General features: G+C 71.3%; 13 protein-coding genes and 1 pseudogene. 9 read left to right on the top strand and 5 right to left on the bottom strand.

Annotated features, from left to right (window positions below; all coding sequences use genetic code 11):
• Nucleotides 1–222: 222 nt before the first annotated feature.
• The 3 genes from ACFVS9_RS17595 to ACFVS9_RS17585 all read right to left on the bottom strand — a co-directional run bounded on the left by ACFVS9_RS17595 (nt 223) and on the right by ACFVS9_RS17585 (nt 3,639).
• Entirely contained in the window at nt 223–1,680 is a 1,458-nt protein-coding gene (locus tag ACFVS9_RS17595) for a catalase (protein ID WP_389933230.1), read from the bottom strand.
• Nucleotides 1,681–1,863: 183 nt separating this feature from the next.
• Entirely contained in the window at nt 1,864–2,757 is an 894-nt protein-coding gene (locus ACFVS9_RS17590; RefSeq protein ID WP_383117062.1) for a 2-hydroxy-3-oxopropionate reductase, read from the bottom strand.
• A gap of 42 nt (nt 2,758–2,799) precedes the next feature.
• Nucleotides 2,800–3,639 carry a TIM barrel protein gene (locus tag ACFVS9_RS17585; RefSeq protein ID WP_389933227.1) on the bottom strand — a complete coding sequence of 280 codons (840 nt, stop codon included), beginning with the start codon at nt 3,637–3,639 and terminating at the stop codon, nt 2,800–2,802.
• 230 nt (nt 3,640–3,869) lie between these two features.
• Between ACFVS9_RS17585 and ACFVS9_RS17580 the strand changes: the two genes are divergently transcribed.
• From ACFVS9_RS17580 to ACFVS9_RS17545, 8 genes and pseudogenes are all read left to right on the top strand, one after another.
• A complete protein-coding gene (locus ACFVS9_RS17580) occupies nt 3,870–4,121 on the top strand; it encodes a hypothetical protein (protein ID WP_383117060.1) in 252 nt (83 codons plus the stop codon).
• Nucleotides 4,118–4,492: a helix-turn-helix domain-containing protein gene (locus ACFVS9_RS17575; protein WP_383117059.1), complete on the top strand. Its 375-nt coding sequence runs from the start codon at nt 4,118–4,120 to the stop codon at nt 4,490–4,492. The genes ACFVS9_RS17580 and ACFVS9_RS17575 overlap by 4 nt, the downstream gene beginning before the upstream one ends.
• Nucleotides 4,493–4,647: 155 nt before the next feature.
• Nucleotides 4,648–5,154 (top strand): 2-oxo-4-hydroxy-4-carboxy-5-ureidoimidazoline decarboxylase, encoded by a 507-nt coding sequence (uraD, locus tag ACFVS9_RS17570; RefSeq protein ID WP_383117058.1) that lies wholly within the window; start codon nt 4,648–4,650, stop codon nt 5,152–5,154.
• Nucleotides 5,155–5,219: 65 nt separating this feature from the next.
• Nucleotides 5,220–5,609 (top strand): hydroxyisourate hydrolase, encoded by a 390-nt coding sequence (gene uraH / locus ACFVS9_RS17565; protein ID WP_383117057.1) that lies wholly within the window; start codon nt 5,220–5,222, stop codon nt 5,607–5,609.
• A 6-nt stretch (nt 5,610–5,615) separates the two neighbouring features.
• Entirely contained in the window at nt 5,616–6,548 is a 933-nt protein-coding gene (gene pucL, locus ACFVS9_RS17560; protein WP_383117056.1) for a factor-independent urate hydroxylase, read from the top strand.
• Between the two features lie 301 nt (nt 6,549–6,849).
• A pseudogene (locus tag ACFVS9_RS17555) lies at nt 6,850–7,050 on the top strand (purine permease); the annotation flags it as partial.
• Between the two features lie 45 nt (nt 7,051–7,095).
• Nucleotides 7,096–8,493, top strand: coding sequence for an 8-oxoguanine deaminase (locus ACFVS9_RS17550; RefSeq protein ID WP_383117055.1), 1,398 nt, complete (start codon nt 7,096–7,098; stop codon nt 8,491–8,493).
• A 227-nt stretch (nt 8,494–8,720) separates the two neighbouring features.
• Nucleotides 8,721–10,196 (top strand): nucleobase:cation symporter-2 family protein, encoded by a 1,476-nt coding sequence (locus tag ACFVS9_RS17545; protein ID WP_383117054.1) that lies wholly within the window; start codon nt 8,721–8,723, stop codon nt 10,194–10,196.
• 71 nt (nt 10,197–10,267) lie between these two features.
• Here the strand turns inward: ACFVS9_RS17545 and ACFVS9_RS17540 are convergent, their stop codons facing one another.
• Both ACFVS9_RS17540 and ACFVS9_RS17535 read right to left on the bottom strand, forming a co-directional pair.
• Nucleotides 10,268–11,140: a chitosanase gene (locus ACFVS9_RS17540; RefSeq protein WP_389933222.1), complete on the bottom strand. Its 873-nt coding sequence runs from the start codon at nt 11,138–11,140 to the stop codon at nt 10,268–10,270.
• Between the two features lie 105 nt (nt 11,141–11,245).
• Entirely contained in the window at nt 11,246–12,049 is an 804-nt protein-coding gene (locus ACFVS9_RS17535) for a chitosanase (RefSeq protein ID WP_389933219.1), read from the bottom strand.
• A gap of 64 nt (nt 12,050–12,113) precedes the next feature.
• Between ACFVS9_RS17535 and ACFVS9_RS17530 the strand changes: the two genes are divergently transcribed.
• Nucleotides 12,114–12,797, top strand: a complete 684-nt coding sequence (locus tag ACFVS9_RS17530; RefSeq protein WP_383117051.1) for an alpha/beta fold hydrolase — start codon at nt 12,114–12,116, stop codon at nt 12,795–12,797.
• Nucleotides 12,798–12,841 lie beyond the last annotated feature (44 nt).

The raw sequence follows: 12,841 nt of genomic DNA, 5'->3' as shown, positions 1-12,841 counted from the left end.
GTGCGCGCCGGGTCGGCGCGCACCGCACCCCTCGTCCGTTCCACGGCGACCGCGACGGCGGGCGTGGGCGGCGGGCGGTCGGTTCCTTCAGGTCTGGAACCGGGCCGCCCGGCCCTTCGCCACCGCACTGGCGTCGTCCGCCGCCGCGGTCCCGTCCTGCCGGTGCCGCGCGCCGTCCCTCGTCCGGGTGGCGCGGCAGGGGCAGGGCCCTGGGGTGGAGGCTCAGTCCTCGCGCAGGGCGCGGACGGCCTCCTCCACGCGCCTGCCGTAGTCGGCGTCGGCGGCGTGGAAGTGGGCGAGGTTCTTCTCGACGACGTCGTCACGGGTGACCTGCGCGAGCCCGCCCGCGATGGTGGCGACCAGGCGGCTCCTCTCCTCCGCCGACATCAGCCGGTAGAGCTCGCCCGCCTGGAAGAAGTCGTCGTCCTTCGTGTGGGCGGGCGTCCCGTGCGTGCCCGTCCAGCCGTGCACGGCGAACGGCGCGGCCAGGGCCTGCCCGGTCTGGGCGGGACCGGCGTACGAGTTGGGCTCGTAGTTCTTGTCCCGGCGTGAGCCGTTGCGCGTCGCGTGCAGGCCGTCGCGGCCGTAGTGGTCGACGACGGGTGTCCTCGGGGCGTTGACCGGCAGCTGGGTGTGGTTGACGCCCAGCCGGTAGCGCTGCGCGTCCGCGTAGGCGAACAGCCGGCCCTGGAGCATCCTGTCCGGTGAGGGGCCGATGCCGGGAACGAAGTTGTTCGGCGAGAACGCCGCCTGCTCCACCTCGGCGAAGACGTTGTCGGGGTTGCGGTTCAGCACCAGGCGTCCGACGCGCCGCAGCGGATGGTCGGTGTGCGGCCACACCTTCGTCACGTCGAAGGGGTTGAAGCGGTAGTCCGCGGCCTCGGCGGCCGGCATCAGCTGCACGTACAGCGTCCAGGACGGGTTGACGCCCCGTTCGATGGCCTGGAGCAGGTCGGTCTGGTGCGAGGCGGCGTCCTTGCCGACGACCTCGGCCGCCTGCTCGGAGGAGAGGCAGCGCACGCCCTGGTTCGTCTTGAAGTGGTACTTCACGAAGAAGGCTTCGCCCTCCGCGTTGGTCCACAGGTAGGTGTGCGAGCCGTAGCCGTTCATGTGGCGGTACGAGGCCGGGATCCCGCGGTCGCCCATCAGCCAGGTGATCTGGTGGGTCGCCTCGGGGGAGTGGGCCCAGAAGTCCCAGACGTTGTCCGGCTCCTGACGGCCCGTGAAGGGGTCGCGCTTCTGCGAGTGGATGAAGTCGGGGAACTTGACCGGGTCCTTGACGAAGAAGACCGGGGTGTTGTTGCCGACCAGGTCGTAGTTGCCCTCGTCCGTGTAGAACTTGACGGCGAAGCCGCGGGGGTCGCGGACCGCGTCCGCGCCGCCGAGGGAGTCGGCGACCGTCGAGAAGCGGACGAACGTCTCGGTGCGGCGGCCGACTTCGGAGAGGAAGTCGGCGCGGGTGAAGCCCGTGACGTCGTCGGTGACCTCGAAGTAGCCGTACGCGCCCGAGCCGCGGGCGTGGACGACGCGCTCCGGGACGCGCTCACGGTTGAAACGGGCGAGCTTCTCGAACAGGTGCTGGTCCTGGACCAGCACCGGCCCGCCGGCGCCGGCCGTGGCGGAGTTCTGGTTGTCGGCGACCGGGGCGCCTGACTCGGTCGTGAGCACACGCTGGGACATGGAGGCCTTCCGTACGGGGCTGCTGACGGCCTCAGGAGCGTAGGTTCGCCGCGTTCCACGCGTCAACAGTTTGTTGAATTCGGAGGATTGGGTTCCGGGCCGCGGCGGCGCCTGGGCGCGACAGGACAGGTGTCAGCGCCACCGCGACCCGGAGTTCGGGGGCCCGGGGAAGGGCCGGGGGTGTCAGACCTGGGAGCCGGAGAGGCGCTCGACCGAGCGCAGCAGCGCCGAGTGGTCCAGTCCGCCGTCGCCCTGGGCGCGCAGCGAGGCGACCAGCTGGGCCACGACCCCGCCGACCGGCAGCGCGGCGCCCACGGCACGGGCGGCGTCCGTGACGATGCCCATGTCCTTGTGGTGCAGGTCGATCCGGAAGCCCGGGGCGAAGTCGCGCTTGAGGAAGTTGTCCTTCTTGCGGGTGAGGACCGTCGAGCCGGCGAGCCCGCCGTTGAGGACGTCGAGCGCGGCGCCCAGGTCGACCCCGGACTTCTCCAGGAAGACGACCGCCTCGGCGCACGCCTGGATGTTGACGGCGACGATGAGCTGGTTGGCGGCCTTCACCGTCTGGCCGGAGCCGTGCGGCCCGCACAGGACGATGGTCCTGCCCAGCGCCCGCAACAGGGGCTGCGCGGCGTCGAAGTCGCTCTGCTCGCCGCCGGCCATGATGGACAGGACGGCCTCGACCGCGCCGGCCTCACCGCCGGAGACCGGGGCGTCCAGGACGCGGATGCCCTTCTCCCGCGCCCTCGCGGCGAGGTCCACCGAGGTCTGCGGGGTGATGGAGGACATGTCGATCAGCAGGGAGCCGCGCCGGGCGTTCTCCAGGATGCCGTCGGGGCCGTACGCGATGGCCTCGACCTGCGGGGACGCCGGGACCATCGTGATGATGACGTCGGCGTCACGCACCGCGTCCGCGATCGAGGCCGCGCCCTTCCCGCCCGCCGCGACGAGGCGGTCGACCTTGTCCTGCTCCAGCGTGTGGCCGGTGACCTCGTATCCGGCCCGGACCAGGTTCTCGGACATGGGGGAGCCCATGATGCCGAGCCCGATCCAGGCGACCTTGGGGAGGTTGCTGCTCATGAGGGTGCCTTCCGGTGAGCGTGTGTACGGGGGCGGGGGCCCTCAGCGGGCCGGCCGGTCTCCGGCGGCGAGCCATGCGAACGACTCGGCGCTCGGGCGGTCGCCCGGCTTGTACTCCAGGCCGACCCGGCCGGTGTACCCGGCCTCGGTCAGCTCGTCGAGGAGCCGTTCCAGGGGCAGCGAGCCGGTGCCCGGCGCGCCGCGCCCCGGGTTGTCGGCGATCTGGACGTGGCCGGTCTTCGCGGCGTACGCCTTGATCACCTGGCCGAGATCCTCGCCGTTCATCGACAGGTGGTACAGGTCCAGCAGGAACGCGGCGTTGCCCAGGCCCGTCGCCTCGTTGACGCGGTCGACGACCTCGATGCCGGCCGGTGCGCTCACCAGCGGGTAGAGGGGTGACTCGGCGCTGTTGAGGGTCTCGATGAGGAGGGTCGCCCCGATCCGGTGGGCGGCGCGGGCGGCCAGGACCAGGTTCTCCAGGGCGAGTTCGTCCTGGGCGGCCGGGTCCACGCCCTCGACGCGGTTGCCGTACAGCGCGTTCAGCGCCTTGCAGCCCACCGAGGCCGCGAAGTCCGCCGCCACGTCGATGTTGGCGCGGAAGCGGCCGGACTCCTCGCCGGGCAGCGAGAGGGCGCCGCGGTCGGGGCCCGGGAGCCGGCCCGCGTAGAAGTTGAGCCCCACCAGCTGGGTGCCCGCGTCGTCGAGCGCCTTCTTCAGGGCGTCGAGCTCGGCCCGCGCGGGGGTGGGGGTCTCGATCCAGGGCCACCAGAGCTCGACCGCGGTGAAGCCCGCGGCGGCAGCCGCCGCGGGCCGCTCCAGGAGTGGGAGTTCGGTGAAGAGGATGGAGAGGTTCACATCGAAGCGCTGGTCCGAGTAACCCATCGTGCGCTCCTTCCGTATTGCGGAAGTTAGTTTCTGCTTAACGGAAGACTGCCCGGCCTGCGGTGAGGCTGTCAAGAGGGAACCCGGATTCCCGGCGCGCGGGACCGCTCGCCCCCGTCTCCCCGGAGGGGGCACCCGCCCGGCGTTCCCGCCGTGCGCCGGGGCCCGTGCCTTAGGGTCGTGGCCAGCCGCGCGAGCCGACCGACGCGGCGGGACACCAGGGAGGCACCGTGCGCTTGAGGGTGGAATTCACCACCGAGCCCTTCGATCTCGACGAGGCGCCCGCCCACGCGGTCGTGGCCCGCGAGGTCATCCAGGGCGCCGGTCTCGACGCGGTGGACGTGGGCCCCTTCGGGAACACGGCCGAGGGGGACGCGGACCGGATGCTCACCGCCGTGGACTCGCTGCTGCGCCAGGCCCTGGCCTCGGGGGCCACCCGGGTCTCCCTCCAGCTCAACGTGATCGGGGAGGGCACCCCGTGACCGGGCCGGGCGACCACCCGCTCCTCGCCGCCGTGAAGCCGCTCGTCGACGCGATGGGGGCCGAACTGCTCGATCCGGGGCAGGCCACCACCGAGGACGTGGTGCTCGCGTGGGAGGGGGCCGACGTGGTGGCGGTCCGGCTCCCGCAGCTCTCCGAGTCGCTCGACCACATCCTGGCCGCGATGGAGCGCCGGCACGGGATGCCGCTGGCCGAGCTGGACCGCAAGTCCAAGCAGGGGGTCGTGCGGAGCCTGGAGGCGCGGGGCGCCTTCTCCGTGCGGCACGGGGTGGAGACCGTGGCCGGTGCGCTCGGCGTCAGCCGCTTCACCGTCTACAACTACCTGAACCGGGACAACGCCGCCAAGGGATAGCGGCCGGCCCGGCGTGATCCGATGCCGTCGCCCGGGAATCCGGGCGGCGGCATGATCTGTTCGCGAGATTTCAACAAACTGTTGACGTGGTGTTGCGAAGGGCGTTAGCTGTGCGCAGCCCGACAACGCACAGCGAAAAAGCCACGGAGGCTCCCGTGACTACGAGCTCCACACCGGGCCTCGCCCGGTTCAACACCCTGGCGGCCGGAGAGGCCGCGGCCGAGCTGCACAAGGTGTGTGCCAGCACGGCGTGGGGGGACTCCGTCCTCGCCCGCCGGCCCTACGCCGGGACGGAAGCCCTGTTCTCCGCGAGTGACGCCGCCCTGGCGGAGCTCACCGCGGAGGACCTGGCGGAGGCGATGGCCGGCCACCCGCCGATCGGCCGCCCCGAGCCGGGGGACCCGGCCTCCGCCCGTGAACAGCGGGGGATGGCCGGTGCGTCCGAGGAACTCAGGGCGGAGATGCTCGAACTCAACCTGGCCTACCAGGAGCGGTTCGGACACGTCTTCCTGATCTGCGCCACCGGAGCCACCGGTGAGCAGATGCGCGACGCGCTGAAGGCCAGGGCCGGGAACTCGCCGGAGCGGGAACGCGAGATCGTCCGCACCGAGCTCGGCAAGATCAACCGCATCCGGCTGACCCGCCTCGTACAGGACTCCTGAGACCCCGTACAGGGACTCCCGGGGACCTCGTACAGCACTTCCCGAGAACAAGGAGCGTGACGGTCTTGAGCACCGACACCACCGCATCGGTGTCCACCCACATCCTGGACACCAGCATCGGCCGGCCCGCCGCGGGCGTCACCGTCTCCCTGGCCGCCCGCGCCGGCCGTGACGCGCGGTACGTCCCGCTCGGCGCGTCCGCGACCGACGCGGACGGGCGCTGCACCGACCTGCCGGCCCCGCCGGAAGGAACCACCCACGTACGGCTCGTCTTCGAGACCGAGCCGTACTTCGCGAAGAAGCAAGCCGAGGCGCAGCAGGACGCCCCCCGCGTAAGGGACAGCGGCGTGTTCTTCCCCGAGGTGGCGATCGCGTTCGCCGTCACCCCGGGCGAGCACTTTCACGTACCGCTGCTGCTCAACCCGTTCGGCTACTCCGTTTACCGAGGGAGCTAGCAGACCATGCCCACGATTCTCGGCCAGAACCAGTACGGCAAAGCGGAGAACCGCGTCGTCAGGATCACGCGGGACGGCGACACCCACCACATCAAGGACCTCAACGTCTCGGTCGCCCTCTCCGGCGACATGGACGACGTCCACTACTCCGGCTCCAACGCCAGTGTCCTGCCGACGGACACCACCAAGAACACGGTGTACGCCTTCGCCAAGGAGCACGGCATCGAGTCGGCCGAGCAGTTCGGCATCCACCTCGCCCGGCACTTCGTCACCTCGCAGGAGCCGATCCGGGTCGCCCGGATCAGGATCGAGGAGTACGCCTGGGAGCGCATCGCGACCTCGGACGGCAACTCGAAGTTCATCGGCGCCGACGAGGTCAAGCACTCCTTCGTCCGCAAGGGCCAGGAGACCCGCGTCACCCAGGTCACCTTCGACGGGGAGAAGTGGGAGGTCATCTCCGGCCTCAAGGACCTCACCGTCCTGAACTCCACCAACTCGGAGTTCTGGGGCTACGTCAAGGACAAGTACACGACGCTGAAGGAGGCGTACGACCGCATCCTCGCGACGGACGTCTCCGCCCGGTGGCGCTACCACTGGACCAGCGACGACGAGCGCATGCCCAACTGGGAGAAGTCCTACGAGCAGGCGCGCACGCACATGCTCCAGGCCTTCGCGGAGACGTACTCCCTCTCGCTCCAGCAGACCCTCTACCAGATGGGTTCGCGCATCATCAACAGCCGCAGCGAGATCGACGAGATCCGCTTCTCGCTGCCGAACAACCACCACTTCCTGGTGGACCTGGAGCCGTTCGGCCTCAAGAACGACACCGCCGACGGTGCCGTCTACTTCGCGGCCGACCGCCCGTACGGCCTCATCGAGGCGACGGTGCTCCGGGACGGCGTCGAGCCGAAGATCCCGGTCGACATGACCAACCTCTGACGCGGTGCTGAACCGGCCCCCGACCCCAGCGGCGCGGGGGCCGGTCATCCCGGAGGGAACCACCATGGCACAGCCTGCGACAGGGCCGGTGAAAGGCCCGTGTACCGCCCCATCGGGCCCTGCCGGCCCGGCAGTCCACCCGGTGGACGAGAAGCTCCCCCTCGCGCGGCCCGTTCCCGCCGCCCTCCGGCACACGGCCGCCGTGTACGCGGGCGTCGTCACCCCGCCGCCCGTCATCGGGCGGGCCGTCGGGCTCGACACGGCCGGCACGACCCGCCTGACCGCGCGGCTCGCCACCCCCGTCGTCCTCGTGGCCGCCCCGCCCGGCGCGGGCGTCATCCCGCTCGCCGCACCCGCCTCCCACACCGGATTCCCCTCCCGGGCGCGGACCGTGCCCGGCTCGGGGATCGGCGCGGGAGCCCTCGTGGCGGTCCTGCTCAACCTGTTCTTCCACCATCTCGGCACCCACGGCCGTAACGCCGTGGCACTCAAATCCTCCTAGGGTCCTGCCGTGCCCATATCGCCAGAGACAGAAGAGGGACGAACCATGGCAGCTTCGGCGGATCCACGGACCATCCGGCGCACCGTCATCGAGAACTGCTCGATCGCGACCGTCGACGCCCACGACACCGAGTACGCCTCGGGGTACGTCGTCGTGGCGGACGACCGCATCGAGTCCGTCGGCGCGGGCACGGCCCCGGAGGGCCTCACCGGTGTCGTACGCCGGATCGACGGTACCGGGCACCTCGCCACCCCCGGCCTCGTCAACACCCACCACCACTTCTACCAGTGGATCACCCGGGGACTGGCGACCGACCACAACCTCTTCGACTGGCTGGTCGCCCTGTACCCGACCTGGGCGCGCATCGACGAGCCGATGGCCCGCGCGGCGGCGCAGGGTTCGCTCGCGATGATGGCCCGCGGCGGGGTCACCACCGCCATGGACCACCACTACGTCCACCCGCGGGGCTCCGGCGACCTGTCCGGGGCGATCATCGGCGCCGCCCGCGACATGGGCGTGCGCTTCACCCTGGCCCGCGGTTCCATGGACCGCAGCGAGAAGGACGGCGGACTGCCGCCGGACTTCGCCGTGGAGACCCTCGACGGCGCGCTCGCCGCGACCGAGGCGACCATCGACGCCCACCACGACACGTCCTTCGGAGCGATGACGCGGATCGCGGTCGCCCCCTGCTCCCCCTTCTCCGTGTCCACCGAACTGCTGCGCCAGGGAGCGGAGCTGGCCCGCAGGCGCGGCGTACGGCTGCACACCCACGGTTCGGAGACCGTCGAGGAGGAGCAGTTCTGCAAGGAGCTGTTCGGGATGGGGCCGACCGACTACTTCGAGTCGACCGGCTGGCTCGGCGACGACGTGTGGATGGCGCACTGCGTCCACATGAACGACTCCGACATCGCCGCCTTCGCCCGCACCGGCACCGGCGTCGCCCACTGCCCGTCCTCCAACGCCCGCCTCGCCGCCGGCATCGCCCGCGTGCCCGACATGCTCGCCGCCGGAGTCCCGGTCGGGCTCGGTGTCGACGGCACCGCCTCCAACGAGTCCGGCGAACTGCACACCGAACTGCGCAACGCCCTCCTCATCAACCGCCTCGGCGCCCACCGCGAGAAGGCCCTGAACGCCCGTCAGGCCCTTCGGCTGGGCACGCACGGCGGCGCCAGGGTCCTCGGCCGGGCCGACGAGATCGGTTCCCTGGAGCCGGGCAAGCTCGCCGACCTCGTGCTCTGGAAGCTGGACACCCTCGCCCACTCCTCCATCGCCGACCCGGTGACCGCCCTGGTGTTCGGTGCCGCGGCCCCCGTGACCCTCTCCCTCGTCAACGGCAGAACCGTCGTCGAGGACGACCACCTCACCACGGTGGACGAGGACGCCATCGCCCGCGCGACCCGCGACGAGGCCAGGCGACTGGCACGGATCGCCGCCGGAGCCTGAGGTTCCGCACCCCCTGACAGGCCGGCCGAGGGGGACGGCCCTCGGCCGGCCGCCGTGGACCCGCGGGTCCACGGCAGCCCGTGCGGAGGCGCGTACGTCCTGTGCGCGCCCCCGCGCGGGTGAGCTCGAAGCTGCCCGCACCAGCTGCACGACCTGCATCAACGCACCACTCAGCACCACCTCCCTGACACCCACGTCGCCCGACGTGTACCCGACCGGAGGAAGCCGTGGCAGCTACGCCCAGGTTTCGTAAGAACGCAGTCGAAGGAAGCGCGGCCGAAGGAAGCGCGGGAAACACAGCGGAAGGGGGCGGGGACGGCGCACCGGACCGGAAACACCCGGTCGACGAGACGCTTCCGCCCTTCAGGATGTTCACCAGCGGCCTCCAGCACGTGGCCGCGATGTACGCGGGAGTCGTGGCCCCGCCCATGATCGTGGGGCCCGCCGTCGGCCTCAGCGCCAAGGAGACCGCCTTCCTCATGGGGGCGAGCCTCTTCACCGCGGGGATAGCCACCCTGCTCCAGACCCTCGGCTTCTGGCGCATAGGCGCCCGGCTGCCGTTCGTCAACGGCGTCTCGTTCGCCGGGGTGACGCCGATGATCGCGATAGGCAAGGACCGGGGGCACGACGGCATCGCCGTCATCTTCGGGGCGATCATCGTCGCCGGACTCCTCGGCTTCGTCCTGGCCCCGTACTTCTGCAAACTGGTGCGGTTCTTCCCGCCCGTCGTCACCGGAACCGTCATCACCCTGATCGGCGTCTCGCTGCTGCCGGTCGCCTTCAACTGGGCGCAGGGCGGCAACGCCACCGCCGCCGACTACGGTTCGACGACGAACATCACCATGGCCGCCGTCACCCTCGTCATCGTGCTCGCGCTGCGCAAACTGCTGCGCGGCTTCCTCCAGCAGATCGCGATCCTGCTCGGCCTGGTCGCCGGCACCCTGATCGCCATCCCCGCCGGCATCACCGACTTCGGGGCACTGGCCGACGCCGACGTGGTCGGTTTCCCGACGCCGTTCCACTTCGGGGCACCGCAGTTCGAGATCGCCGCCATCGTCTCGATGTGCATCGTGATGCTGGTCTGCATGACCGAGTCCACCGCCGACATGCTGGCCCTCGGCAAGATCGTCGGCCGTCCCGCGGACGAGCGGACCATCGAGGGCGGACTGCGGGCCGACACCCTGGGCAGCGCCCTCAGCCCGCTCTTCAACGGCTTCATGTGCAGCGCGTTCGCCCAGAACATCGGGCTCGTCGCCATGACCAAGGTCCGCAGCCGGTTCGTCGTCGCCGCGGGCGGAGCCATCCTGGTGCTGCTCGGGCTGGTCCCCGTGGCCGCGTCCGTCATCGCCCTCGTGCCGCTCCCGGTCCTCGGCGGCGCGGGCATCGTGCTCTTCGGGTCGGTCGCCGCGAGCGGGATCCAGACCCTGGCCGCCGCCGCCCTGGAGAAGGGCGAGAACGCCCTGATCGTCGCGGCGGCCGTCGGCGTCGGGCTCGTCCCGATCGCCGCGCCGGACTTCTACCACGCCTTCCCCGAGGACCTGCTCGTCGTCCTGGACTCGGGCATCTCCACGGGCTGCGTGGTGGCGATCGTGCTCAACCTGGCCTTCAACCACTGGGGCCGCGGGCCGGACGCGGAACCCGGGGCGCAGACCGCGGACGGCGAACAGGCCAAGGACCCGATGGCCCTGCCCGTCGCCCACTGACCCGGTGGTGCGCGTACGGACCCCCCGGGAGCCTCCCGGGGGGTCCGTACCCGCACTCGGAGCGGGCGCTCTCAGCCGATGTGGAAGCTGTCGCCGTAGACCTTCCAGTCCAGCGGCGGGTCCAGGGCGAGGTTCCCGTTCCGCAGGAACACCCGCTGGGCCGTGTCCACCCGGCTGGTGTCGGAGTGGGCCTCCTCCTGCTTCATCGCCCAGACCCGCGCGTCCAGGAAGGCGTCGAGGTAGGCGACCTCGTCACCGCCCTGCGACGGCGGTGAGGCCACCGCCAGGGCACGCTGCCGGATCGAGCCGAAGCTCGTGGCGTCCGTGCCGCCGCCGTGCATCACGATGGCGTCGTAGTACGCGAACTGGCCGAGCGTGCCGAGGCCGTCGGATGTGCCCTGCCGCACCGCCGGGTCGAAGTACACCCGGTCGCGCTCGTCGTTCTGGGCCTGCTGGAACACGGGGTCCGAGGCCGCCTCGGCCCAGGCGCCGGTGAAGCCCGGGTCGAGCCCGTCGTGCGAGTCGGTCCCGTCCACCTCCCGCAGGGCGGGCAGGTAGGACGCCAGGACGTTGCCCGGCTTCCGCTCGGTGTAGAGCTCCACCAGGTCGAGCATGTCGCCGGTGCCGGAGCAGAATCCGATGATGCCCGCGGTGTAGCCGCGGCCGTCGCCGATGTCCTCGATGTAGCGGTACTGGTCCTTCCAGTCGAGCGTGGAGTTCTCCGCGCTCGACACGAGCTGCATCGCGATGTCCTTCTTCGCGGGGTCGTCGAGACCGGTCGCGGCTGCCTCCAGGTGTGCGGCCGACGGCGTGGGGGCGCCGGCGAGGGCGGTCGCCGGAACCGCCGTGAACGTCAGCCCGAGGGCCAGCACGGCGAGTCCGACGGTGCGGGTGAGTCGTGGGCGGGTGGTGCGACGCGAGGTGCTGATGTGGGGGTGATGCACCGGTCCTCCAGAAGGAGTTCGTCGTTCCGATGTTCTGTTAGGAAACTTTCCTACCAGAGGTCGCGGCGCGTCGTAACCCCCCGTGCGCGGACGGCCCGGAGTTCTTCACCTTCCGTCGATGCGGAAGCTCTCGCCGTAGACCTTCCACACCAGCGGAGTCTCCAGCTGGAGCCTCCCCTCGCGGACGAAGACCCGCTGGGCGGTCTCCACCCGGCTGGTGTCGCTGTGCGAGGGCTCCTTGCGGATCGCGTCCACCCGCGCGTCCAGGAAGGCGTTCAGGTACGTCTCCTCGTCGCCGCCCTCGGACGGTGTGCCGGCCCCGTCGAGGGCCTGCGCGCGTATCGTCCGGAAGCCGACCGTGCCCTCGGCGTCGGCGTACCCGTGCATCACGTAGGCGTCGTAGTAGATGAACTGCCCCAGGGCGCTGAGCCCGTCGGCCCGGGCGCGCTCCAGCGCCGGGCCGAAGTACGTCTCGTCGCGTTCCGCGTCCTGCGCCGAGCGGAACGCGGGATCCGTCGCGGCCTTCGCCCAGGCCGTGGTGAACGCGTCGCCGAGTCCCTCGTGCGAGTCGCTGCCGTTCACCGCGCGCAGCGCCGGCAGGAAGCGCGCGAGCGCGTTCGCCGGGCGCTTCGCCGTGTAGCGCTCGACGACCCCCAGCAGGTCGCCGGTGCCGGAGCAGAATCCGATGATGCCCGCGGTGTAGCCGCGGCCGTCGCCGATGTCCTCGACGTAGCCGTACTGGGCCTTCCAGTCCAGGGTGGAGTTCTCCGCGCTCGACACCAGCCGCATGGCGATGTCCTTGTTCGCGGGGTCGTCGAGGTCCTTCTCGGGGCCGCCGGAACCGGAGCCGGAACAGCCGGTCAGGACGAGGGCCGCGACAGCGGCGAGGGCGAGACGTCTGTGCTTCACGCGCCAAGCGTGCCAGGCCGGGGGCCTGTGCGGGCCGGGGCCCCGCGCCTGTAGCGTGCGTGACATGGAAGATCAGTCTGTTGTGGACGTCGGCGATGTGCGGCTGGCGTACCGGACCTGGGGCGACCCCTTCGGCTCACCCGTCGTACTCCTGCACGGCCTCGGCGGCTCGTCCCTGAGCTGGGAGGCGGTGGGCACGCTGCTCGGCGAGGAGTGGCGGGTGTACGCCATCGACCTGCGCGGGCACGGCGAGAGCGACTGGCCCGACGAGTACGGCTTCGAGCAGATGCGGGACGACGTCCTGGAGTTCCTCGACGCGTGCGAGCTGGACCGGGTCGGGCTCGTCGGGCACTCGATGGGCGGAGTGGTCGCCTACCTGCTGGCCGAGGAGCACGCGGACCGGGTGGAGCGACTGGTGCTGGTCGAGACCCCGCCGCCGTTCCCGGGACAGCCGGCCACGGGCGACCGTCCCACGGGCCCGGTGGACTACGACGAGAACGCCGTGGAGGCCGTCCGGGCCCAGGTCGCCGCCCCCGATCCCCGCTGGGAGGAGGAGCTCGGGCAGATCGTCGCGCCCACGCTGATGATCACCGGCGGTCCGGAGAGCAGCATGCCGCAGGGCAGGCTGGCCGACATGGCCTCGCTCATCCCCGACTGCCGCCTGATCACCCTGGGCGGCGGTCACCACGTCCACAGGAAGCACGCCGACCAGGTCGCCCAGCAGATCAGCGAGTTCTTCACGAGCTGAGGCGCGCCCCCGCGCGGAGCGGCGCTGTCGGTGCCGGGTGCCAT

It is taken from the genome of Streptomyces sp. NPDC058008 (assembly GCF_042886395.1).
Taxonomy (GTDB): Bacteria; Actinomycetota; Actinomycetes; order Streptomycetales; family Streptomycetaceae; genus Streptomyces.
This window is presented reverse-complemented; position numbering and strand designations above follow the sequence as displayed.

Coding starts and splice junctions, on each gene's coding strand:
- ACFVS9_RS17595 (WP_389933230.1), bottom strand. CDS start 1,680: ATGTCCCAGCGTGTGCTCACGACCGAGTCAGGCGCCCCGGTCGCCGAC.
- ACFVS9_RS17550 (WP_383117055.1), top strand. CDS start 7,096: ATGGCAGCTTCGGCGGATCCACGGACCATCCGGCGCACCGTCATCGAG.
- ACFVS9_RS17590 (WP_383117062.1), bottom strand. CDS start 2,757: ATGAGCAGCAACCTCCCCAAGGTCGCCTGGATCGGGCTCGGCATCATG.
- pucL (WP_383117056.1), top strand. CDS start 5,616: ATGCCCACGATTCTCGGCCAGAACCAGTACGGCAAAGCGGAGAACCGC.
- ACFVS9_RS17530 (WP_383117051.1), top strand. CDS start 12,114: ATGGAAGATCAGTCTGTTGTGGACGTCGGCGATGTGCGGCTGGCGTAC.
- ACFVS9_RS17585 (WP_389933227.1), bottom strand. CDS start 3,639: ATGGGTTACTCGGACCAGCGCTTCGATGTGAACCTCTCCATCCTCTTC.